Here is a 20,830-nt window from a genome sequence, read left to right on the forward strand (position 1 = left end):
GGCTCAGCCGAGCTCGGCGAGGAACGGCAGCAGGGCGTCCGCGGTGGCCGTCGGGTTGTCGGCCATCGGGTAGTGCCCGGACCCCTCGATCATCGCCTTCCGCGCGCCGAGCGCGGCGGCCTGCCGGTCGGCGACGAGTTCCGGCTTCGGGAAGTCGGGGTCCTTGCTGCCCATGACCACCAGGGCCGGGCACCGCACCGCGGCCGTCCAGCCGACCGGCGCCGAGTCGCCGTGGACCTGCCCGCGGACGGCGGCCTTGCGCCCCGGGGTGCGCAGCGCGGCGACCAGTCCGTCCACGTACGCGTCGAAGTCGGCGGGCTTGGCGCCGGGGAAGGCCATCCGGCGCAGGTAGAAGCCCCAGGAGGCCGGCCAGTGGACGAGGGAGACCCCCATCAGGCCCATGACGGCGCGCATCAGGGCGCCCGGCGGCGGGCTCTCGACGAAGGCGTCGAGCAGCACGATCCCGGCGACCCGCTCGGGCGCGTCCCCGGCGGCCTTGACGACGGTCGCCCCGGTGTAGGAGTTCCCGGCGAGGACGGCGCGCTCGATGCCGAGGTGGTCGAGCAGGGCGAGGACGTCGCCGGCGACGGCGGCGGGGCTGTAGTCGTCCCATGCGACGGAGGACTCGCCGAAGCCCCGCAGGTCCATGGTGACGACGCGGTGGCCGGCGGCGACGAGCAGCGGGCGCAGGTGCCGGTACGCGGCCCGGCTGTCGAGCATGCCCGGGAGCAGGACGACGGGGGTGCCGTGGCCCTGCCGGGTGTCGTCGAAGGCGATCCGGCCGCCGGGGACGGTCAGGTACTGGGTGCTCGGGGTGATGGTGCCGTTCATGGTGGTCCTCCTCGGGCCGCCGGTGCGGGGCGTCGGCGGTGAGTGCCGATAGCCATAAAGCTAAGGCTAATAGCCTTAGCCGTCAAGCGATCGGCCGCGGCTCGGGTCACAGTCCCCGGCTCGGGTCACACTCCCTCCACCTTGAACGGGTCGTGCTCGCTGAGCAGCTTCTCCAGTCGGGCCTGGTCCACCCGGGTGACCACCTCGTTGGACTCCTGCCGGTCCCGGATCACCTTCGCCAGGGTGAACGCGGAGGTGACGGTGTAGAGGAGGCCGAGCCCGAGGAAGGCCCTGGTCCAGCCGCCGACCGGCAGGTAGGCGATCCCGGCGGCGAGGGCGGTGCCCGACAGGGCGAAGGAGAGGACGGCCTGGACGTGGTACGCGGCCGTGGTGCGGGTCTGCATGTGTGCGCTCATGGCGTCAGGATGCGACCGCCTCGACGGGGCGCACATGAGTAGCGGTACTCAGATGGGAGTGTGTACGGGAGGCCGTTCGGTGGTGTCGTTCGTTGACGTCCGATCACTTTGCCCTAGGCTGCTCCGAACGGATGGCTTGGAATCAGAGCCTCCTAGGATTAACGTTTGATAACGCAGCGCGGTTGTCAACGCCGTACCCAGACGGCACCGTGCGCCGTCGCCTAATCCCGCCGACCCGCCCCCGGGCAGGTCAGGGAGCCGGGGAACCACGTTCCTTGGGGTGAATCGGCAGGGCCCCGGCCCGGCCGTAGGAGACCTTCCTGCTCCGAACCCGTCAGCTAACCCGGTAGGCGCGAAGGAAGGAAAGGAGCGCGCCTCCGTGGCGTCGACGCACACCCCGGCACACCCGGCCGGCTTCGCAGCCGGTACCCAGCTCCTCGACCACCCCGGCACGGACCGCCCCGAGGCCTTCGGCCCGGAGGGCTTCGCCGCAGAGGTCGAGACCAACCGCCACCGGATGCCGCGTCAGACCCGCGGAGCCTCCCCGCTGCTCGGCGTCACCGCCGTCGCCGCCACCCTGGGCGCCACCGGCTTCGCCTCGGCGACCCCGGCCGCCGCCCCCGCCGTCGAGGCCCCGGACGAGACCCCGGTCGCCCTCTCCGCCGACCCCGGCCTCGCGCTCGCCGCCCGCATCCAGCACCAGGCCGACAGTCAGCGCACCGCCGCCGAGGAGACCGCCCGGCTCCAGGCCGCCCAGGAGGCGGAGGCCAAGGCCGCCGCCAAGGAGGCCGAGGCCAAGCGCGCCGCCGAGGAGGCCGAGCGGGCCAAGGCCGCCGCCCTCACCCTCCCGGTGCAGGACTACCGGCTCTCCGCCCACTACGGCCAGAGCGCCCGCTACTGGGCCAACCTGCACACCGGCCTGGACTTCGCCGCCGACACCGGCACCCCGGTCTACGCGCTCGGCCAGGGCACCATCACCTCGGCCGGCTGGGCCGGCTCGTACGGCTACCGGATCGTCGAGACCCTGCCCGACGGCACCGAGATCTGGTACTGCCACCTCTCCTCGATCACCAAGGGCTCCGGCAAGGTCGCCTCCGGCCAGCAGATCGGCAAGGTCGGCGCGACCGGCAACGTCACCGGCCCGCACCTGCACATGGAGGTCCGCCCCGGCGGCGGCGCCCCGGTCGACCCGGAGCCCTGGCTCCAGCAGCGCGGCCTCAACCCCTGACCGACCCGCGAAAGAGCCCGGCGCACCCCGCAGAGGCGCAGGGCGCGACGCACTCGCACGAAGGCCCCCGGAAACCGTCCTCGACGGGCCGGGGGCCTTCGTGCGAGGTCTCACTCCTCGGCGGGCAGCTGCGCCAGGTACGCCTCGATCTCCTCCTGGCCCGGCTCCGGCGCCAGCTCCGGGAACTCCGTCACCAGCAGCCGCGGCAGCCCCGGCACCGTCCAGCCGCCGAACAGGTCGAGCGCCGCGTCGACCGCCGCCTCCTCGAACTGCCCGAAGTCCCCGGCCAGTTCGTCCGGCATCGGCCGCCCCTGGGCGGTCAGCTCGGCCAGGTTGCGGTAGCTGCGCCGCATCAGGCCCTGCTCCAGCAGCCGCCGGGCGCCGTCCGTGGCCATGCCGACCGACAGCACCCGGCCCGGGCCCCAGCCCTGCTCGTCCGGCTCGTCCAGCCAGCCGGCCGGCACCAGCGCCTCGTACGCGGCCAGCCGCTCCTCCTCCGCGAGCTCCCCGAAACCGGCCAGCCAGTCCCGCACCGCCGCTTCGTCGGTGACGTCCACCCCGTGCGCGTGCAGCAGCAGCGCGTACAGCCTGGGCCAGGTCACCAGGTCGGCGCGGCGCAGCAGCCCGGCCGCGACCTCGCCCTGCCACTCGGCCTCCGCGTGCAGCCGCTCCTGGCGCTTGGCGTTCAGCCGTCGGGCCGCCCGCTGGTGGTCGATCAGCAGCCGGACGGCGTCGCCGTAGGCGAGCGGGTCCTCCTCGGGCGCGGGTTGGACGTACAGGTGGAGCCGCTCGTAGAGCAGGTGCTCCACCGCGTCGGAGGTCAGTTCGGGCCAGCCGTCGTGCATCCTGCCCTCGCCCAGCTCCAGCAGCGCCAGCACCGCGCGCAGCGGCGCCTCGGCCACCGGCGCGCGGCCCTGCTCGGCCGCCCAGGCGAGCAGGTCGGCGGCCTTGGTGCGCGGGGCGAGCCGCAGGTCTTCGTCGTTCATAGTCCGAACGGTAGCCGCCGGGCGGGGATAGGGTCGGCAGCCATGGTCCCCGTACGACTCACCGGCCCGCGACTGGCCGTCCGCGAATACCACCACACCGAGGAGGACGTGGACGCGCTGCACGCGCTGTTCGGCGACCCGGAGGTGACCCGGCACCTGCCCTTCGGGCCGAGCGACCGGGAGGACTGCGCCGACCAGATCGAGCTCTACCTGGAGGAGGCGATGGCCGAGGAGCGGGACACCTACCGCCTCGCCGTCACCAGGCTCGCCGACGCCGAGGAGCCGGCGGACGCGACGCCGATCGGGCAGGCCTCGCTCACCCTGGACGGGCACCGCGCCGCGCAGCTCGGGTGCGTGCTGGCCCGCGCCTGCTGGGGCCGCGGCTACGCGGGCGAGACCGTCGGCCTGCTCTGCGACTTCGCCTTCGGCGCCCTGGGCCTGCACCGGCTGACCGCCCGGGTCGCCGTGGACAACGCGGCCTCCGTGAAGGTGCTCACCGGGCTGGGCTTCCGGTTGGAGGAGCGGCCGCGGCACGACGCGGCCGGGGACGGCGCCCGGTCCGGGTCGTTCCACTACGCGCTGCGCGCCGACCGGTGGCCGGGAGCGGGCGTCCGGGTGCCGGCGGCCGGCTGACCGCCCGCGGCGGGCCGGGGGTTAACCCCACCCCGGATCCGCCAGGCCTCCGGATCCCGCCCGGCCGGTGCGTCCACCAGACTGAACCCCGTCAGCGGGACGAACGACCGACAGCACGAGGGGCCGGGGGCCGGGAGCATGAGCAGCAGCCGCAGCATGGAGGACCGGGAGTGGGACGTCCTGGGCGGGCACGGTGACGACCCGCGCCCCGCCCGGGCCCGCCGGACCGCGCGGCGGCCGGCCGCGTGGCGGGCGCCGCTCTCGGCCCACTACTACCGCGAGGTCGGCTACGTGCTCAGCGGCCTGCCGGTGGCGATCGCCGGGTTCGTCGTCTCGATCACCCTGTTCTGCGTCGGCCTCGGCACCTTCGTCACCGCCCTCGGTCTGCCGGTGCTGGGCGCCCTGACCAGCGTCGCCCGCGGCTTCGGCCGGCTGGAGCGGGCCCGGGTGCGCGGCATGCTGGCCCTGGACGTCCCCGGCCCGGAGCCGGTGCGCCAGGTCCGCCCGGGCGGCTGGGGCGCGATCACCGCGCGGCTGGCGGACGCGGCCGGCTGGAAGGCCGTGCTGTACCAGGTGGTGATGTTCCCCTGGGCGGTGTTCAGCTTCTGCGTGACCCTGGTGTTCCTGGTGCTGGGCTGGGCGTTCGCGCTCTACCCGCTGTACCACTGGGTCTTCCGGGCCTACACCCCGTGGAACGGGTACCGGGTGTTCGACTTCTACGACAGCGACGGCGTGCGGCACCTGTACGAGGTCCAGGCGCCCTGGCAGATCGCCGGGCTCTCGGTCCTCGGGCTGCTGCTGGTCCTGCTCACCACGCAGCTGGTCCGCGGCCTGACCAACGTCAACCGGGCCGCCGCCCAGGGCCTGCTCGGCCGCTGACCCCCCGGCCTCGGCCGGAGCCTCCGCCGACGCCCCGCGCCGTATCCGCCGCCCCGCCCGGTATCCGCCGCCCCGTCCGTGCCCCGGACGCCTTCCGGATGCGGGCGGGGCGGCCGCGTGTTCGGATGGCGGGGTGGCGGCCGTCGGCATTCCCCCCGATCCCCCGGACGTCCTGGTCACCTCCCGTCCGCTGGACGAGTACTGCGCCCTTTTCGGCCTCACCCGGGCCCACCTGGCCGCCCTGCCCGGCCCCCTGCTGGACTGCCCCGGCGGTGCGGCCGGCCTGGCCGCCGAGGCGCGCGGGCTGGGCTGCCGGGTGATCGCCGTCGATCCGGCGTACGCGCTGCCGCTGCCGGTGGTCGCGGACGCCGCCGTGGCCGCCCGGGCGGCGATGGCCGCCGCGATGGCCGCCCGTCCGCAGCTCTACCCTTCTCCGCGCCCGTACCGCACCGAGCGCTACCTGCGCAGCTGGGACCGGGCCCGCGGGCTGTTCGCCGCCGACCGGGCCGCCCACCCGCAGCGGTACGTGGCCGCCGCGCTGCCCCGGCTGCCCTTCGCGGACGGCGCCTTCGCCCTCACCCTGAGCGGCCACCTGATCTTCGCCTACCCCGAACTCTTCGGCCCCGAGCGCCAGTTGGAGGCGCTGGCCGAGCTGGTCCGGGTCACCTCCCCGGACGGCGAGGTCAGGGTCCAGCCGCTGAACGACGGGTACGGCCGTCGCTGCGGCCACCTCGGTCCGTTGCGGTACGCGCTCGGCGAGCGCCGGATAGCCAGTGAAGTCCGCCGCTACCCGGGGCCGGTGGACGGCCGGCCCCGGCGGGTCCTGGTGCTGCGGGCCGCCGACCACCGCCGCCGGGCGGCTCGGCGACCGGCTATGTAATGGTCACTGTCGCTGTTTGCCCCTATACTCGCCCGCATGATCGAAACGACCATCCGGCATGCCGACGAGACCGACGCCGACCGGCTCACCGCACTCATGCAGGCCTCCAGCGCCTACCGCGGTGCGTACTTCGCGATGATCGACGGCTACCGGGTGAGGCCCGACTACATCGCCCGGTACCTGGTGCGGATGGCCGTGGACACCGCGGACGACCGCGTGCTCGGCTTCTACGGCATGATCCGCGAACCGGCCGAGCTGGACCTGATGTTCGTCGCCGACGAGGCCCAAGGGCTGGGCGTCGGGCGGCAGTTGATCGCCGACATGCTCGACCGCGCGCGGGAGGACGGGATCGCCTCGGTCAAGGTCGTGTCCCACCCGCCCGCGGAGCGCTTCTACCTGAAGGTGGGAGCCGTGCGCACCGGCACCCGGCCCCCGCAGCCCAAGACGCCCTGGGAGCAGCCCGAACTGCGCTTCACCGTCGAGGAGCGCTAGCTAGGAGCCCGGCCCGGCCGGCCCGCTCGACTCGGTTGCCGGCCCGCCCGGCTGGGCCGGCACCGCCGGTACGGCCTGCGGGCTCTGCGGGGTCTGCGGCGCGGCCGGAGCCGGCTGCTCCGGCACGAGGGCCGGGGCCGGGAGCCGGGAGAGGATCTTCTCCGCCAGCCAACTGCGGTCCGACCCGTACGGGATGCCCCGCGGGTCGACCAGCTGCGTCGCCACCGCGTCCCGCAGCCGTTGCGCCCCGGCGGCGGGCAGCCGGGAGAGCAGCCCCCGGGCGGCCAGCAGCGCGTGGTACTGCTCGAAGCCCGAGCGCGGGTGCTCGATCGCGTCCAGCACGCTCGGCAGGTCCGCCAGCGCCGGATCGCCCTGCATCAGCGCGAGCGCCTGGATCCGGCGCCCCTCGGAGCCGTCCGCGAAGAGCGCCCGCACCTGGTCGGCGGTCAGCGCCGAGCGCCGCGCGGTCGAGCGGACCTCCGCCACCACGCCCTCCGGCCCGGCCGGCGCGCCGGAGGACGGCGGCAGCTGCCCGGTCAGTGCGGCCGGGCGCTCCGCGCTGCCGCCCAGCAGCCCGAGCTGCTGCATCGCGCGGACCCGCAGGTCGTCCGCACCCACCTTGTCGCCGTGCCGGTCGCGGTCCTGCCCGGCGAGGAAGAGGTCCAGCGCCTGGTCGGTCTCGGTCAGCGCCTGCGGCAGTGCCAGCCGGGTCACCAGCCAGCCCGCCAGGAATCCGAAGACCAGGAAGTACAGCACCAGCGCGGCCGCGAACGGCACCGCGTCCGCGCCCCCGCCGAACGCGGGCGCCAGCGCCGTGCCGAGGTCGTGCAGCCGCTCCCCGAGCGAGCCGAGCTGGGTCAGCCCGACGCCCAGCAGCACCTTGGTCAGCCAGTCCGAGACCTGCTCCAGATTGGTGTTCGGCGCGTACGAGCCCTGCGGCTCGCCGGCCCCGGCCCCGGCACCGGCACCGCCGCGCACCCGGGGCACCCCGAACAGGAAGCCCAGCGCGCCGCCGAGCACCACCGAGGCCCCGACCACCACCAGCCCGCCGCCGAGCGCCTGCCAGGCGTGCTCCCGGCCGAGCGCGAACAGCAGCAGTCCGATCAGCCCCGTCCCGGCCAGCACTCCGGTGGCACCCCACTGCGCCGTCCGCAGCGCCGCCCCGACGCCGCCCGGCCGCCGTGTCCTCGCCATCGCCCACCCCCTGTGTCCGCGCCGCTCCGCTCCGGAACCCGCGCCGACTCTAGCGCCGCGGCTCCGCCGCGGAAACGTCCGGTTCGCGCCCGGCCGATGCCCGGTTCGCCTCCGTCCGACGCCCGTCCGACGCCCGTCCGGTGCCTGTCCGGCGCCCGTCCGACGCCCGTCCGACCCTCCCGGACACGCCGCGGGGAGCCTCCGGAACCGTGCCGGAAACTCCCCGGGAACGCAGACGGCCCGCGGGCTGCTCCTCCGCGCCGGCCCGTGCACTGGCCAGGCGCCGAGGCACCGGGGATGTACCGGTGAGCCCGCGGGCCGGGTGACTGCTGTGGATTTCGCCTGCCGCCGGAGGCCGAGGCCTCGCCCTGCGCAGGCAGGGGCGGCTCTAGCGAGCAGCCACCTCACGCATCCTGATGGAACTCAACTCAGGATCACCTCCTTTCAGTGTGCTGCCACCATAGGCAGCCCACCGCGGGGCGGGCAACGGATTATTCGCGGTGCCCCGCCGCCCGTCGGTGTCAGCCGTACGGGGCACCCGGATCCGCCGCTCAGGCGCTCTTGAGCTGGTCCTTGAACTTGGTGAAGTCGACCGTGTTGTCGGCCGACGGGACCTGGACGGTCAGCGGCTTGTCGAAGTCGCTGAAGTCGATCTTGCCGTTGCCGTCCTTGGCACCGGAGTGCTCGACCTGCACCGGGTAGGGCTTGCCCTCGGTGGCGATCTGCAGGGTCGTGGTCTCGCCCTTGGCGTCGGTGGACTTCAGGCTGAAGGTCTTCACGCCGTTGACGTTGCCCGCGGCGCCCTTCTCCAGCTTGTCGTTGCCGCTCTTGTCCTCGGTGAGCTTCTTGCTGAACTCGGCCAGGTTGCAGACGCTGGTGAGGGAGCCCATCGACGGGTCGTTCTCGAAGCCCGTCAGGTAGCGGCCCTTGAACAGCTCGGCGGCCTTGGCGCCGTTCGGGCCGCCCACGTTGGTCCAGAAGTCCTTGTCCGGCTTGACGTACGAGGTCTTGCCGTCGCTGATGATCTCGAACTTGCCCATGCCGGGCATCGCCATGGTGCCGGTGCACTGGCTCTTGCTGTCCAGCGCCAGGTTCAGCTCCATCTTGCCGTCGCCGGTGTCGATGGTGCCGGTCATCTTGAGCGAGGTCGCGGAGGCCAGGGCGTCCTTGGCCTGCTTCGAGATGTCCTGGGCGCTCAGCTTGTCGGTGTCGAGCTTCTGCGGGGCGGCCGCCTTGGCGTCGCCGGCCTTGCCGTCGCTCTTCGCGTCGCTCTTGGTGCTGCCGCACGCCGCGGTGCCGGCTGCCAGGACGAGGCAGATCGCGGCGGTGCTGACCAGTCGCTTCGACAGCATGTGGTGTTTCCTGTCCGGGGCGGCCCGAACAGCCCCCCCAATGAGATGAATTTTTCCTCAGTATGGTTCAGGACTCGGACAGTCGATCACGGGACGGGCCGCTGTTACAGGTTCGTGGCGGGACCGTGCTCTGCCGGTGCCCGGACACGCGAAAGGCCCGGAGGACGAATCCTCCGGGCCTTCCTGCTACTGAGTAGCGGGGACAGGATTTGAACCTGCGACCTCTGGGTTATGAGCCCAGCGAGCTACCGAGCTGCTCCACCCCGCGTCGGTGAACACAACAATACGGGGAAGTCGCCGAGATGGGAAATCCGTTCCTCAGGACGCCCTGGCGACCCGCCGCCGGCCGGGCGCCGGGGGCCGGGCCGCCCGGCATCTCGCCCAGGCCGCGAAGGCGACCAGGGCGGCGAAGCAGGGCACCATCAGCACCCCGTACACCACCAGGAAGCCGTCCGTGCCGAGGTCGGCGGCGGCGTTCCAGGTGCCGTGCAGTCCCATCGCCAGCAGCAGCCCGGCCGGCACCGCCAGCCGGGCCAGCCAGCGCCGCGCGGCGGTGAGGGCGACGGCCAGGCCGATCCCGGTGAGCGCGGTGAACAGCGGGTGGGCGAAGGGGGACAGCAGGGCGCGCAGCACGAAGGTCTGCACGGTGCTGTCGAAGTCGCGCAGGCTGGGCGGGTCGCCGAGGCCGATGCTGTCCAGCCGCTGCCGCTGGTCGCTGGTGAAGGCCCGGCCCAGGTACAGGGCGTTCTCGGTGAACGCGAAGCCGCAGGCGGTCATCCCGCCGAGCACCACCCCGGCGGCCAGGGTGCGCGGCCGGGAGCGGCGGTGCGGCGTCCCGGCGGGCGGTGCCGGGCGCAGGTAGGGCAGCGGCCGCAGGTACGGGCGCAGGCGCGGTCGGCGGCGCGGCGGGCGGCGGGCGTGCGGCCCGACCGGGCGGCGCGGGTGCGGGCGGGGGCTCCGGGGCGCGGGCGCCCGGCGCAGCAGTGGCGCGCAGGGGCGCCCGGTGCGGCGGCCGCGGCAGCGCAGCCGCTGGCCGAGCGGGAGCAGGAGCACCAGCAGGGCGGTGGCCTTGGCGGTCTCCTCGATCACCGGGGTGGCGATCCCGGCGCCGAGCAGTTCCCCGATCGGGCCCCGGTGCCGGGTCAGGTAGCTCGCCGTCCAGTTGTTGGCCAGGATGGCGACGGTGGTGGCCGCGCAGGCGCCCCAGCCGAGGCAGAACACGGTGTGCCGCAGCGGGACGCGGGCGGTGAGGTTGAGCCAGGCCAGCGCGCCGAGCACGAACGGCAGCGGCACCACCGCCAGGCCCAGGCCGACCAGCAGCCCGACGGTGCCGGTCTGCCGCTGGACCAGGTGCAGGATCAGCACCCCGCAGCCGATCAGGGTCAGGACGGCGGTCGCGGTGACCGAGGAGAGCGCCACCGAGCGGCGGCGGCCGGGTGAGGCCCCCGGGGCGGTGGTGCCGGCACCTGCGACGGGGTCGACCGCCGGGACCGGCACGGCGGCGGCACCCGGCCGGGGCAGCAGGCGACGGGCCCGGTGCCTCCGGGGCCCCGGAATGGTCCGGGTGTCGCCGGTGCTCGGGACCGTCTCCGGTGCGTCGGCGGCGGCTCGAACCGTCGTGCGACCGCCCGTCCGGAACCCGCCGCCGGACGGGCTGCCCATGCGGCACAGGGTAGGCCACGGCGGCGGCCCGTCGGGAGGACTCGGGACGAACCGGCCGTCCCGGTCCCGCCCGTCCGGCCGCCGCGCGGCGATCCGTTCGAACGGTGCCGGAGGGTCAGCGGCGGCGGAACAGCAGGTCGTGGACGACGTGGCCCTTGGCGATCCCGGCCCGTTCGAACTTGGTGACCGGGCGCCAGTCCGGCCTCGGGGCGTAGCCCGGGATGCTGCCGTCCGGGTGGTCCGCGGGCTCCAGCCAGCCGGTCCCGTCACCCTCGGGGTGCAGGTTCTCCAGCTCCGGCGAGGCGGACAGCACGGCCAGCATCTGCTCCGCGTACGGCTCCCAGTCGGTGGCGCAGTGCACCAGCGCGCCGGGGGCGAGCCGGGGCAGCACCAGGTCGAGGAAGGAGGACTGGACCAGCCGGCGCTTGTGGTGCTTCGGTTTGGGCCACGGGTCGGCGAAGTAGACCCGCAGACCGGCCAGCGAGGCGTCCGGGAGCATGTCGCGCAGCAGGATCACCGCGTCGCCGGCGGCGGTCCGGACGTTCCGGGAGCCGTCCCGCTCCAGCATGCCCAGCAGGTTGCCGTGGCCGGGGGTGTGCACGTCGGCGGCGAGGATGCCCATGGCCGGGTCGGCGGCGGCCATCGCGGCGGTGGTCTCGCCCATGCCGAAGCCGATCTCCAGGGTCACCGGCAGGCCGTCGAACAGCTCCCGCAGGTCCAGCGGGGTGCCGTCGATGGGTATGCCGTACGTCTCCCAGCTCCGGTCCAGGGCGCTCGCCTGGGCGTTGGTCATCCGGCCCCGGCGCGGCTGGAAACTGCGGATGCGACGCTCGCGGTGCTGGGCCTCGGTGGCCTTGTGCGGGTACATCGGCGCGGGGTAGGCGGCCGGCGCGGCGGACAGCCGGGCGGACGGCGAGGGCTGGGGAATCGGGGCGGTGGCAGTCACAATCACCCGAGTCTACGGGGCTGTCGGGGCTCTCCGGCCGGGCCTGTGACCGGGCTCATCCACCGGGCCACGGCTCGGATCGCGGGCCCTCGGGCGGCCGCCCGGGGAGTCCGGGGAAGCGGGGGGAAGCGGGGGAGGAGCGGGGGAGGAGCCACACCCCCGTGATGGCTCCTCCCCCCTCCTCCGGCGCCGGCCCCGTCGGCGGCCGCCCCCTTCCGGCCGCCCCCGCCCGCGCTGCTCCGCTACTCCTCCCAGGGCCAGCGGGCGTCCGCCCCGGCCTCCAGGAGCGGGATCAGCCGGAAGGCCGCGTCGCTCAGGCCACCGAAGGTGTGCCGGTGGGCGCCGCCGCTGGGGCCGTGGCCCGAGGCGTAGCCGGCCAGGTTCCAGGTGTAGACGGGTACCTGGGCCGGGACGGCGGCGAGGGGGTCGCCGCCCCAGCGGCCCGGGCCGGTCTGCTCGTCGGTGACGATCACTACCCGGTCGTGGCCGCGGTAGTGGGTGCGGACGGCGTCGGCGGTGTTGGTGCCGCCGAGGTTGGAGAAACGTTCCAGCACGCGCAGCACCGCCTCGCCCCGGCCGACCTCGACCACCCGGCTGGTGCTGCCGAACTCGACCAGGTCCGCCTCGGCGGCCCGGACCTTCAGCGCGGTGCCGAAGATCGCCGCCGAGTCCGCCCGGTTGAGCTCGGTCGGCCCGCCGGAACGGTCGAACATCGAACCGGAGCGGTCCACCAGGACCAGCGTCCGGCCGGGCAGTTCGGGCACGTTGGCCAGCGAGTGGCCGAGCGCGGTCTCCAGCACGTGCCCCCAGCGCAGCGAGGGCACGTTGCGGTGCGCGGCCAGGTAACGGAACGGGAACTGGCGCGAGCGCCGCACCTCCCCCTGGTCGGAGATCCGCCGGGCCACCTCGGCCGCGACGGCGTCCGAGACCCCGGCCCGGTCGAAGTTGCGCAGGTTGCGCAGCAGCGCCATCGGGCCCATCGACGGGATGACCGCCTCCCAGGCGGCCGCGTCCAGCGGCCCCTGCAGCCAGCCCGCCAGCGCCTCCCAGGTCAGCCCGGCGGCGGCCAGCCGTGTGGCGCCGTCCTCGGCGGTCACCGCGGCCCGGCGCTCCTCGACGGGCAGCGCTAGCAGCTCGCGGTTGGCGGTCAGCATCCGGTCGGCGGCCGGCGGGACGGCCTCCTCCGGCCGGTGCCGGCGGTCCAGCGCGTACGCGAACAGGGCGCCCTGCCACTCCTTCTCCGGGGCCGGCGAGGGGTGGGTCAGCTCGATCACGTCGCCGAAGCGGTAGCCCTTGCCCGCCGTGTCGTACTTGAGCAGCGAGCGGGCGTCGTACAGGTGCCGGACGGCGTCCGCGACACCGCGCTTGAGCGGCTTGGGCAGCGCCCGGCCGTAGCGCGAGGTCCAGTAGGCGAGCAGCTCGCCGGGCTCGTCGGCGCGCCGCAGCACCGCCGCGACGGCCTGCCGGGAGTGGCCGTGGGCGCCCGCGTCCAGCCGCGCGCGGGTGAACTCGGCGGCGCCGACCAGGGCGGCGGTGCGCATGTGGGCGCCGTAGCGCAGCCAGCGCAGCAGCCCGACGGTCCACTCCGGATCGGCGACGGCGAGTTCGCGCACCAGCGCGGTGTAGCGGTCGTCGCGCTCGCCGCCGCGTTCGTGGAAGGTGTCCTGGCCGACCATGTTGGCCACCGCGAGCAGGAAGAGCTCGGACTTGTGGTCCCGGACGAAGCCCGGGCCGCCGTTGTGGTTGACGGTACGCCGGCCGGTGGTGGCCACCGGCGAGCTCGGACTCGCCTTGGTCCTGCGGAAGTTGAACCTGGACATGCGGAAGCCTCCCTCGGCCTGTTGGTGTCGGTGGGGAGGGAGGCATGCCGCTGCCGGGGTGCCCGAGATCGTGCCGGCCGCAGGGCGGCCGACCTCGGCGGGGGTGTATGCCTTGTGCTCTACCCGGTTGAGCTAGCGGCCGCACTCGCGCACGGCACGCCCGGGACTCGAACCCGGAACACCAAGAACCGAAGTAACCCCCGCCTGCGCACCGGGCACTCCGGAGCGCTGCCTCCCGAGATCACAGTGGTGGCGGTGTTTCGCGGGCTCGAACCGCTACACCGGAAATCCGGTGTCTACCAGAAGTAACCGCCGCCGTCGCACCGGGAGGTGCGGACGAACTATTCACGTGTGGGCGTCCAGAGATCGAAGGCGGCTGAGGTGACGTAGCTGCTCTGCCGACTGAGCTACACCGGCACGGAGTGCCGGCGGCGGGACTCGAACCCGCGACCTGCCCATTAGGAGTGGAAGTAACCTCTGCCTGCGCACCTGGACGGGGGAAACCCTAGCCAGGCCCCTCCCGTCGCCGCACTCCATTTACCGGCGGGCGCCCGAGCGCCGTCCCGTCCGCTCACGCCGGAGCGACGATCACCGCCCGGGCCCGCTCGGTCAACTCCCGTACCCGGCGCTCACCCTGGAAGGGCTCCAGCCGCCGCAGCATCTCCACCACGTACTCCCGGCTGCGCTGCGAGGAGATCCGGCCGGCCACCTCGACGGCGCGCTCGCCGGCGGCGACCGCGGCGTCCAGGTTGCCCGCCTCCGCCTCGGCCATCGCCGAGACCACCAGCCGCAGGCCGTGCGAGCGGACGAAGCCCTCGGTGGGCGTGGCCAGCGCCTCGCGGGTGAACTGCCGGACCTTGGAGGGCACTCCGAGGTCGCGGAAGCACTCGGCGGCGTCGGCGGCGAGCCGGTCGTAGGCGTAGAAGTCGATCCACGCCGGATCGGGATCCCCGGCGCGCGCCCGTTCGAGTGCGCTCTCCGCCGCGCCGAGCGCCGTCGCACACGCCGCGGCGTTGCGGGCCTTGGCCTGGGCCCGGGCCTCCACCAGGTGGAAGAAGCTCATGGTGCGGGCCGTGGCCAGGCCCCGGTTGCGCTCCAGCGCGGCCTGGGCGAGGTCGACGGCCTCCTCGGCGAAGCCCCGGTAGCCCGCCTGGAGGCTCATCGAGGCCAGCACGTAGCCGCCGAGCGGGACGTCGGCGGCGGCCCGGGCGAGCCGCAGCGCCTGGATGTAGTAGCGCTGGGCGGCCTCGTGCTGACCGGTGTCGAAGGCCATCCAGCCGGCCAGCCTGGTCAGTTCGGCCGTCGCGCCGAACAGCGCCCGGCCGACCGCGTCGCTGTACGAGGCGAGCAGCAGCGGCGCCGCCTCCACCCGCAGGCATTCCGGCACCATCGACGAACGCCAGTCGCCGCCACCGTACTTGGAGTCCCAGCGGCGGGCCTCCTGGGCCGCCTCGCGGAGCTTGGCGGCGTCCGAGTGGCCGACCCGGTAGGAGGAGGTGTCGGTGGGGGAGCGCGGCACCTCGCGGGCCACCGAGCCGTCCGCCGGGGTGATCAGCCAGCGGGAGACGGGCGTCGCGTAGGCGGCGACCGAGAAGGTGCCGGCCAGGCTGTCGCTCCAGCGGCCGCCGCCCGGGCCCCGGCGCAGGTCCAGGTCGACCCGCCACAGGTCGGTCGCCGAGCGGACCGCGTCGGCGACCTCGCGCGGGAAGGCCAGGCCGAGTTCGGGCGCCGGGTCGGTGTCGCCCAGGCCGATCTCCTCCAGCGGGACGGGCCGGCCGAGCTTGCCGCCGATCGCGGTGGCGATCAGGTGCGGGACGGGCCCCTGCGGCACCATGCCCTTGCTGACCCAGCGGGCCACCGAGGTCTTGTCGTAGCGCAGGGTCAGCCCGCGTTGGGCGCCGAGGTCGTTGACCCGGCGGGCCAGTCCGGCGTTGCTGATCTGGGCGAGGGTCAGGAGCGTGCCGAGCCGTTCGTTCGGTCCACGTGGGCTGACGGTCATGGTGGCGGCTGCACCTCCTGCGGCCTTGTGCGCGGGGCCCGGGCGGCACCGGGCCGTAGCTGCTGTACCTAGCGTAGTCGGACGCGTTCCGACGGTTAAGAGGTCGCATTCCGGATGGCGGGATCGCGCACTCGGCCGTGCCGCACCGGGGTTGGTCCGGACCGCTCGGATCCGGCCGACCGTGCCGCGCGCCGGAGCGTCGTGCTCCGGTCCCGTGTACACGTGCGCCCGGCCGTGCCCCCTGGCCCGACCGGCTGGTCGGCGATTCGCTGGTGGTCGTGGGTCGGCCTGCCGTCGAGGACCCGGCGGGCCGGGGGAAGCCGCCGCCTCAATCCCCGCGGGCGGTGGTGGAGTCCGGGAGGGCATGCGGATGCCCTCCCGGGCCGGGCGATGCCTTTCGGCCATCTCGCGATGCCCATGCCAAAGGCTTTCGCCGGCGGTCCGGGCCGGGGAGGGGGAGGCCCGGCCCGCCCGCCCCCCGGAGCCCCGGTCGGATCGAACTCCCTTCCGGCGCGCGGAACTTGCCCACCCGCCGTGATCGGGCACCCGGTGGGCCCCCGGGGCCGAACGGCCCGCCCGGCCCCGGCGCCCCGTCGAACGGAGGGTCCGAACGGCCGGTGCGAACGCGAGCGGAACCCGGAACACCGGCCACGGTGACGCCCGCGGTGGCACGATGTCCCTGACGGCGCGTCGAGCTGCGGGGGCACGCCGGGACGCGCGCGGGCCGCCACGGCACACCACCCGGCCGCCCGGCGGGCGGCGAACGCGCCGCACGGAGGCAGGTCCTCGTCCGGTGGAGGCGCGATGCGGTGGCTGACGGGCTGGTGCACGGGCGCGCCGAGCGCGGAAACCCCGGCGCACGACGTGCGCGGCGGGGTCGAGCCGATCGCCGCGCGCCCGCTGTGGACCGGGCCCGACCCGCTCTGGGCCGTGGGCGACTGGCGCCCCGCGGAGATCCGCCTGGTCACCCTCCGCCCCGGCACCCCCGCCGTGGTCAGCACCGGCCCCACCGCACCCGACCGGATCGAGGACACCCCCGCCACCTCCCGGCTCGCCGTCCTCGGCCACTGCGGCGCCACCGACGCCGAACTCGCCGCCGGCCTCGCGGCCGCCCGCGGCGGCGCCGTGCGCCACCTCACCACCTGGCCCGGCAGCTACACCGTCGTGCTGCGCTCCGGCACCCGCTCCACCCTGCTGCTCACCGACCTCGCCGGAGCCCAGCCCGTCTTCCACACCCCGTGGGCCGGCGGCACCGCGTACGCCACCGCCGCCCTGCCGCTCGCCGACCTGGTCGGCGCCCCGCTGGACACCGGCCACCTCGCCGCCCGGCTCGCCTGCCCCGAGTCCCCCGAGGCGCTCGGCGCCGGCACCCCGTACCTGGGCGTCCAGCGGGTGCCGCCCGGCCACGTGCTCGGCATCCGCGGCGGCCGCCCGTACCTGTCCGGCTACGACGACCCGGCCGGCGCCGAGCAGCCGCGCGACGAGGCGCCCGCCGTCCGCGAACTCACCCGCGCCCTGCTGGAGTCCGTCCGCTCCCGGGTCCGCACCACCCCGCCGGTCCTCGACCCGGCCGGACGGGCCCGGCTCGGCGTCGACCTCTCGTACGGGACGGCCTCCGCGACCGTCGCCCTGCTCGCCGCCGCCGTCCCGCTGCCGCCGGCGCCCACCGCCGCCGCGACGGCCCGGACGGCCACCGCCGGGGCCAGGAGCGGCGCGGTCAAGGGTTCCTGGGCCCGCGCCGCCGCCCAGGAACCCGCCGCCCCCGAGCAGTTGGCCGCCGTCACGCTCGGCGAGAGCGAGCCCCCGGTCGGCCTCGCGCTCGCCCCCGACACCCCGCGGCTGCGGCACACCGTGCTCGACCCCGGCCCGGACACCCTCCCGTACGCCGGGCCGGGCACCGACCCGCAGACGGGCCGGCTCACCGACGAACCCGGGCCCGAACTCGTCGCCGCCGCCCGGGCCGAGGCCCGCTTCGGCGCCGGCGGCACCGACCACCTCACCGGTTACGGCGCCCGCCAGGTCCTGGACGGACACCCGGCCCGGCTCGCCGACCTCATCCGGGCCGGCCGGTCGCGCGAACTCCTGCCCCCCGTCGTCGCCCTGGCCGGCGTCGACCGGGCGGCCGCGGGCGTCCTCACCGGCACGCTGCGCACCCCGCTCACCGTGCTCCGGGCCGCCCACCGGCTCTCCCGGGTCCGCTACGCCGAGGCGCTGGACGAGGCGGCCGCCAAGCTGACCGCCCGCCACGTCCCGGACGGCGGCGGCACGGCGGGGGCCCGTTCGGCCGTCGACCTCGCCTGGTGCGTGCCCGGCCCGGCCGCCCGCTGGCTCTCCGACGAGGCGCTCTCCTCGGTCGCGCTGCGGCTCCGTCTGGCGGCGCGCAAACCGGCGCCCGAGGAACACCCCGGCGCGCACCGTGCCCGACACGCCCTCTACCGGCAGGCGCGCTCCTTCCGCACGCTCGTGCACGCCGCCGAACAGCCCGGCCAGCGACTGCACGCGCCGTTCCTCGACAACCAGGTGGTCCGCGCCGCCCGGCTGCTGCCCGACGACGTCCGCCTCCAGCCCGGCGCCCGGCACGCCCTCCTGCACGCCGTCCTCACCGGCGCCGGCCGCACCGACCTGCCCCGCGACTGGGGCCGCGGCCCCCGCCCCGACCGCACCGCCCCCACCCGGGCCGGCCTGCGCCTCGCCGCCGACGGCCTCGCCGAACTCTTCGACGCCCCGCTGCTCGCCGAAGCCGGCCTCATCGACCTCCCCGCCGTCCGCGCCGGCCTCGCCCACTCCGCCGACCCCGCCACCCCCCTCTCCCCGGCCGCCCTCGCCGGCCTCGCCGACCTCGTCTCCACCGAACTCTGGCTCCGCCGCCTCCGCGCCCGCCGCCACGGCGCCTGCTGGACCGGCCTCCCCACCCCCCGCCTCCCCGCCCTCACCCCCTGACCCCCGCCCCGGGCCGGCCTGCGCCGCCTCCGGGCGCGTTTCGCCGCCCTTCTCGGCGCTGCCCGCGGTTCCCCGCTGCCTCTCATGCCCTCCCTGCCCTCGCCTCCTGACCCCCGCCCCGGCCGCCTCCGGGAGCGTTTCGCCGCCCTTCCCGCCCCTCCCCGCGGTTCCCCGCCGTCCCTCCCCGCCCCTCCCCGCGCCCTGCGGCGCGGTTGCCGGGCGCGGGTCGGCGGGGCGGTGATGATGGCGGGGGTGTGGATCCGGGGCGAGGAGGGTGCGCGGTGGCCGGTGGGAGCGCGGGGCGGGAGGTGCCCGTCGTGCTGTCGGTGCTCGGGCGGCCGCCGACGGGCCGAGCGCCGGGGGTGCTGGCGGCCTGCGACGGGTCGGACGGGTCGCTGTGGGCGCTGGACCGGGCGATGACGGAGGCCGAGCTGTTCGGGCTGCCGCTGTACGTGCTGGCCGTGGTCAACCCGGCGCCGGCCGGCTACCCGCCGGGGATGGCGGAGCTGGTGCAGGAGAGCGTGGAGACGCTGGTCGAGAGCATGGCGGACGGGCTGCGCCGCTCGGTGGCCGCCGTGCAGCGCCAGCGCCCGGTGCCGTACGCGGGGGAGCTGGCGCTGCACGTGGTGCTGGGCAATGTGATCGAGGTGCTGCTGGAGGCGGCGACCCGGCAGCACACGCTGGTGATCGGCACCCGGGGCAACGGCGGCTTCGCCCGGCTGCTGATGGGCTCGGTGAGTTCGGCGGTGGTGCACCACGCCGCCTGCCCGGTGCTGGTGGTCCCGGCGCCGCCCGGGGGCTGATCCGCCGCGCGGCCTGATCCGCCGCGCGGACCGGGCTGCCGGGAATGTACCGAGATGGTTCATCGTTCACCCATCTCGTACACATCCGCCGAGACGCCCCCTGGAGCACCCCCGCATGAAGGTCGAGATCTGGAGCGACATCGCTTGTCCGTGGTGTTACATCGGCAAGCGCCGTTTCGAGCAGGCCCTGGCGGACTTCCCGGGCAAGGAGCGGGTCGAGGTCGTCTACCGCCCGTACCAGCTGGTCCCGGACGCTCCCGCGACCGCGAGCCCGCACCGCGCCTGGCTGGCCGAGCGCTACGGCCCGCAGTCGGTGGCGATGGACGCGCGGGTGGCCGAGCTGGGCCTCGCCGAGGGCATCACGTACGACTTCGACGCCGCGCTGCACGCCAACACCTTCCTGGGCCACCGCCTGCTGCACCTCGCCGAGGTCGAGTACGGCCCGGTCGTCCAGGGGCGGCTGAAGGAGGCGCTGCTGAAGGCGCACTTCACCGACGGCGTCGACGTCGGCGACCGTGCCGCGCTGACCGACGTCGCCGTGTCGGCCGGCCTGGACCGGGACCGGGTGGCCGCCTACCTGGCGGGCGACGAGGGCACCGCCGAGGTCGAGGCCCAGCAGGCCGAGGGCCGCGAGCTGGGCATCAACGCCGTGCCGACCTTCGTCTTCGAGGGCAAGTGGGCCGTCCAGGGCGGCCAGGACGCCGCGACCTTCCGCAAGGTGCTGGAGCAGGTCGCCACCGAGATCGGCGAGCGCCGTCCGGCCCCGGTGCAGGTGGCCCCGGCCGGGGAGGCCTGTGCGGACGGTTCCTGCGCCATCTGACGGCCCGCGCCGAGCGGCCGGCGCACGGCACCGCGGACCCGAGGCCCGCTCCAGGACCCCTGGAGCGGGCCTGCGTCATGACCGCCCGGAGCACGCGCCCGTCACGAGCACCGGAAGCGGGCCTGGGCCCAGTCCGCGACGTTCAGCGCCGACCAGATCCCGTTCACCGGTGTGACCACCAGCTTGATCGACTTCTGCCCGGTCAGCGGCACGTGCACCGGCACCGCGTCGTCGCCGACGGCCAGTGCGCGGGAGCTCCACAGGGTGCTGCCGTCGCCGCCCTGGACGGAGAAGACGACCCTGCCCGGCGAGAGCGTGGCGTCGTCCACCCCGGCCACCGCGTCGAAGGACTCGCAGCCGCGGTTGAGGTCGATCAGGGTGGTCGCCGGGGCGTGCACGGTGATCGCGTGCGGGTGGTAGTCGCCGTCGATCCAGCCGCCGTCCCGCTGCCAGAAGGTGTCGCTGCCCTTCTGCCGGATGTTCGGCCCGGCCGGCGGGACCCGGTTGTTGCCGGGCTTGAGCACCGGCAGTGAGTCGCCCCAGAAGTCGCTGAGGACGGGTGGCACCGGCGTGGTGACGGTCGGGGTCGGCAGCGGCGGCAGGGTGGGTGTCGGGACGACCGGGACGTCGGGCGTGGGCAACGGCGGCAGGGTCGGCAGGGTGACGACCGGGGGAGTGACGGCCGGCGCCGGCGGCTTCGGGCTGCTGGGCGCGGAGGTGCCGGCCTCCGGTGCCCGGCTGCCGGCGGGCGGCGGAGTCCGCGAGGGCTCGGCGGCCGACGTGGCTTCGGGGCTCGCCGCGGGGGCCTCCGGGGCCGGAGCGGCGGCGCTGGGCGCCGGGGCCGGGGCCGCGGCAGGTGCGGCGGGCGCGGCGGCGGGCGGCGCCGGGGTGACGGCGGCCGGGGCGCTGGGGGCCGGGGGAGCGGCCGCCGCGGGCGCCGGCTCGGGGG

The 20,830-nt window shown here is 75.5% G+C and carries 18 protein-coding genes, 2 tRNA genes, 1 pseudogene and 1 riboswitch; of the genes and pseudogenes, 9 read left to right on the forward strand and 12 right to left on the reverse strand.

What is annotated here, in order from left to right:
• Positions 1-3 precede the first annotated feature (3 nt).
• Together ACFWP2_RS30790 and ACFWP2_RS30795 are read right to left on the reverse strand one after the other, a co-directional pair.
• Positions 4-831: an alpha/beta fold hydrolase gene (locus ACFWP2_RS30790; protein WP_380457477.1), complete on the reverse strand. Its 828-nt coding sequence runs from the start codon at positions 829-831 to the stop codon at positions 4-6.
• A 125-nt stretch (positions 832-956) separates the two neighbouring features.
• Positions 957-1,247 (reverse strand): YiaA/YiaB family inner membrane protein, encoded by a 291-nt coding sequence (locus ACFWP2_RS30795; RefSeq protein ID WP_380457479.1) that lies wholly within the window; start codon positions 1,245-1,247, stop codon positions 957-959.
• 208 nt (positions 1,248-1,455) lie between these two features.
• A riboswitch (cyclic di-AMP (ydaO/yuaA leader) is annotated at positions 1,456-1,614 on the forward strand.
• A 12-nt stretch (positions 1,615-1,626) separates the two neighbouring features.
• Between ACFWP2_RS30795 and ACFWP2_RS30800 the strand changes: the two genes are divergently transcribed.
• Positions 1,627-2,475, forward strand: coding sequence for a M23 family metallopeptidase (locus ACFWP2_RS30800; protein WP_380457481.1), 849 nt, complete (start codon positions 1,627-1,629; stop codon positions 2,473-2,475).
• 110 nt (positions 2,476-2,585) lie between these two features.
• Here ACFWP2_RS30800 and ACFWP2_RS30805 read toward each other — a convergent pair whose 3' ends face one another.
• Positions 2,586-3,461 (reverse strand): hypothetical protein, encoded by an 876-nt coding sequence (locus ACFWP2_RS30805; RefSeq protein WP_380457483.1) that lies wholly within the window; start codon positions 3,459-3,461, stop codon positions 2,586-2,588.
• Between the two features lie 42 nt (positions 3,462-3,503).
• On the opposite strand from ACFWP2_RS30805, the gene ACFWP2_RS30810 reads away from it, so the two are divergent.
• The 4 genes from ACFWP2_RS30810 (at position 3,504) to ACFWP2_RS30825 (ending at position 6,345) form a co-directional block, all read left to right on the forward strand.
• On the forward strand, positions 3,504-4,094 hold the full coding sequence (locus ACFWP2_RS30810; protein WP_380457485.1) for a GNAT family N-acetyltransferase: 591 nt from the start codon (positions 3,504-3,506) through the stop codon (positions 4,092-4,094).
• A gap of 138 nt (positions 4,095-4,232) precedes the next feature.
• Positions 4,233-4,973 (forward strand): sensor domain-containing protein, encoded by a 741-nt coding sequence (locus ACFWP2_RS30815; protein ID WP_380457488.1) that lies wholly within the window; start codon positions 4,233-4,235, stop codon positions 4,971-4,973.
• Positions 4,974-5,106: 133 nt separating this feature from the next.
• A complete protein-coding gene (locus ACFWP2_RS30820) occupies positions 5,107-5,853 on the forward strand; it encodes a hypothetical protein (RefSeq protein WP_380457491.1) in 747 nt (248 codons plus the stop codon).
• Between the two features lie 36 nt (positions 5,854-5,889).
• Positions 5,890-6,345 (forward strand): GNAT family N-acetyltransferase, encoded by a 456-nt coding sequence (locus ACFWP2_RS30825; RefSeq protein ID WP_380457494.1) that lies wholly within the window; start codon positions 5,890-5,892, stop codon positions 6,343-6,345.
• Here ACFWP2_RS30825 and ACFWP2_RS30830 read toward each other — a convergent pair whose 3' ends face one another.
• From ACFWP2_RS30830 to ACFWP2_RS30865, 8 genes are all read right to left on the reverse strand, one after another.
• Positions 6,346-7,539 carry a hypothetical protein gene (locus tag ACFWP2_RS30830; RefSeq protein ID WP_380457497.1) on the reverse strand — a complete coding sequence of 398 codons (1,194 nt, stop codon included), beginning with the start codon at positions 7,537-7,539 and terminating at the stop codon, positions 6,346-6,348.
• A gap of 551 nt (positions 7,540-8,090) precedes the next feature.
• Complete coding sequence (locus ACFWP2_RS30835; RefSeq protein WP_380457499.1) at positions 8,091-8,891, reverse strand: hypothetical protein; 801 nt, start codon at positions 8,889-8,891, stop codon at positions 8,091-8,093.
• Positions 8,892-9,085: 194 nt separating this feature from the next.
• Positions 9,086-9,159: transfer RNA gene (locus ACFWP2_RS30840), tRNA-Met, on the reverse strand.
• Positions 9,160-9,209: 50 nt separating this feature from the next.
• Positions 9,210-10,553, reverse strand: a complete 1,344-nt coding sequence (locus tag ACFWP2_RS30845) for a PrsW family intramembrane metalloprotease (protein ID WP_380457502.1) — start codon at positions 10,551-10,553, stop codon at positions 9,210-9,212.
• Between the two features lie 115 nt (positions 10,554-10,668).
• Positions 10,669-11,499 (reverse strand): tRNA (guanosine(46)-N7)-methyltransferase TrmB, encoded by an 831-nt coding sequence (trmB, locus tag ACFWP2_RS30850; RefSeq protein ID WP_380457505.1) that lies wholly within the window; start codon positions 11,497-11,499, stop codon positions 10,669-10,671.
• A gap of 242 nt (positions 11,500-11,741) precedes the next feature.
• Positions 11,742-13,319 (reverse strand): TROVE domain-containing protein, encoded by a 1,578-nt coding sequence (locus ACFWP2_RS30855; protein WP_380457508.1) that lies wholly within the window; start codon positions 13,317-13,319, stop codon positions 11,742-11,744.
• Between the two features lie 423 nt (positions 13,320-13,742).
• Positions 13,743-13,804, reverse strand: a tRNA-Ser gene (locus ACFWP2_RS30860).
• A gap of 86 nt (positions 13,805-13,890) precedes the next feature.
• A complete protein-coding gene (locus ACFWP2_RS30865) occupies positions 13,891-15,318 on the reverse strand; it encodes a hypothetical protein (RefSeq protein ID WP_049658584.1) in 1,428 nt (475 codons plus the stop codon).
• Positions 15,319-16,122: 804 nt separating this feature from the next.
• On the opposite strand from ACFWP2_RS30865, the gene ACFWP2_RS30870 reads away from it, so the two are divergent.
• The 3 genes from ACFWP2_RS30870 (at position 16,123) to ACFWP2_RS30880 (ending at position 19,881) form a co-directional block, all read left to right on the forward strand.
• Entirely contained in the window at positions 16,123-18,258 is a 2,136-nt protein-coding gene (locus ACFWP2_RS30870; protein WP_380457511.1) for an asparagine synthase-related protein, read from the forward strand.
• A 281-nt stretch (positions 18,259-18,539) separates the two neighbouring features.
• Positions 18,540-19,061 carry a universal stress protein gene (locus tag ACFWP2_RS30875; RefSeq protein WP_380457514.1) on the forward strand — a complete coding sequence of 174 codons (522 nt, stop codon included), beginning with the start codon at positions 18,540-18,542 and terminating at the stop codon, positions 19,059-19,061.
• A gap of 115 nt (positions 19,062-19,176) precedes the next feature.
• Complete coding sequence (locus ACFWP2_RS30880) at positions 19,177-19,881, forward strand: DsbA family oxidoreductase (protein ID WP_380457517.1); 705 nt, start codon at positions 19,177-19,179, stop codon at positions 19,879-19,881.
• Between the two features lie 101 nt (positions 19,882-19,982).
• On the opposite strand, the gene ACFWP2_RS30885 is transcribed toward ACFWP2_RS30880, so the two are convergent.
• Positions 19,983-20,522 carry an NPCBM/NEW2 domain-containing protein gene (locus tag ACFWP2_RS30885; protein ID WP_380457519.1) on the reverse strand — a complete coding sequence of 180 codons (540 nt, stop codon included), beginning with the start codon at positions 20,520-20,522 and terminating at the stop codon, positions 19,983-19,985.
• A gap of 19 nt (positions 20,523-20,541) precedes the next feature.
• On the opposite strand from ACFWP2_RS30885, the pseudogene ACFWP2_RS30890 reads away from it, so the two are divergent.
• Positions 20,542-20,830, forward strand: a pseudogene (locus ACFWP2_RS30890) (hypothetical protein); the annotation flags it as partial.

This window comes from Kitasatospora sp. NPDC058444 (assembly GCF_042721415.1).
In the GTDB taxonomy this organism is placed as follows: Bacteria; Actinomycetota; Actinomycetes; order Streptomycetales; family Streptomycetaceae; genus Kitasatospora.

Coding starts and splice junctions, on each gene's coding strand:
- ACFWP2_RS30795 (WP_380457479.1), bottom strand. CDS start 1,247: ATGAGCGCACACATGCAGACCCGCACCACGGCCGCGTACCACGTCCAG.
- ACFWP2_RS30845 (WP_380457502.1), bottom strand. CDS start 10,553: ATGGGCAGCCCGTCCGGCGGCGGGTTCCGGACGGGCGGTCGCACGACG.
- ACFWP2_RS30815 (WP_380457488.1), top strand. CDS start 4,233: ATGAGCAGCAGCCGCAGCATGGAGGACCGGGAGTGGGACGTCCTGGGC.
- ACFWP2_RS30830 (WP_380457497.1), bottom strand. CDS start 7,539: ATGGCGAGGACACGGCGGCCGGGCGGCGTCGGGGCGGCGCTGCGGACG.
- ACFWP2_RS30790 (WP_380457477.1), bottom strand. CDS start 831: ATGAACGGCACCATCACCCCGAGCACCCAGTACCTGACCGTCCCCGGC.
- ACFWP2_RS30855 (WP_380457508.1), bottom strand. CDS start 13,319: ATGTCCAGGTTCAACTTCCGCAGGACCAAGGCGAGTCCGAGCTCGCCG.
- ACFWP2_RS30880 (WP_380457517.1), top strand. CDS start 19,177: ATGAAGGTCGAGATCTGGAGCGACATCGCTTGTCCGTGGTGTTACATC.
- ACFWP2_RS30805 (WP_380457483.1), bottom strand. CDS start 3,461: ATGAACGACGAAGACCTGCGGCTCGCCCCGCGCACCAAGGCCGCCGAC.
- ACFWP2_RS30865 (WP_049658584.1), bottom strand. CDS start 15,318: ATGACCGTCAGCCCACGTGGACCGAACGAACGGCTCGGCACGCTCCTG.
- ACFWP2_RS30835 (WP_380457499.1), bottom strand. CDS start 8,891: ATGCTGTCGAAGCGACTGGTCAGCACCGCCGCGATCTGCCTCGTCCTG.
- ACFWP2_RS30870 (WP_380457511.1), top strand. CDS start 16,123: ATGCGGTGGCTGACGGGCTGGTGCACGGGCGCGCCGAGCGCGGAAACC.
- ACFWP2_RS30810 (WP_380457485.1), top strand. CDS start 3,504: ATGGTCCCCGTACGACTCACCGGCCCGCGACTGGCCGTCCGCGAATAC.
- ACFWP2_RS30825 (WP_380457494.1), top strand. CDS start 5,890: ATGATCGAAACGACCATCCGGCATGCCGACGAGACCGACGCCGACCGG.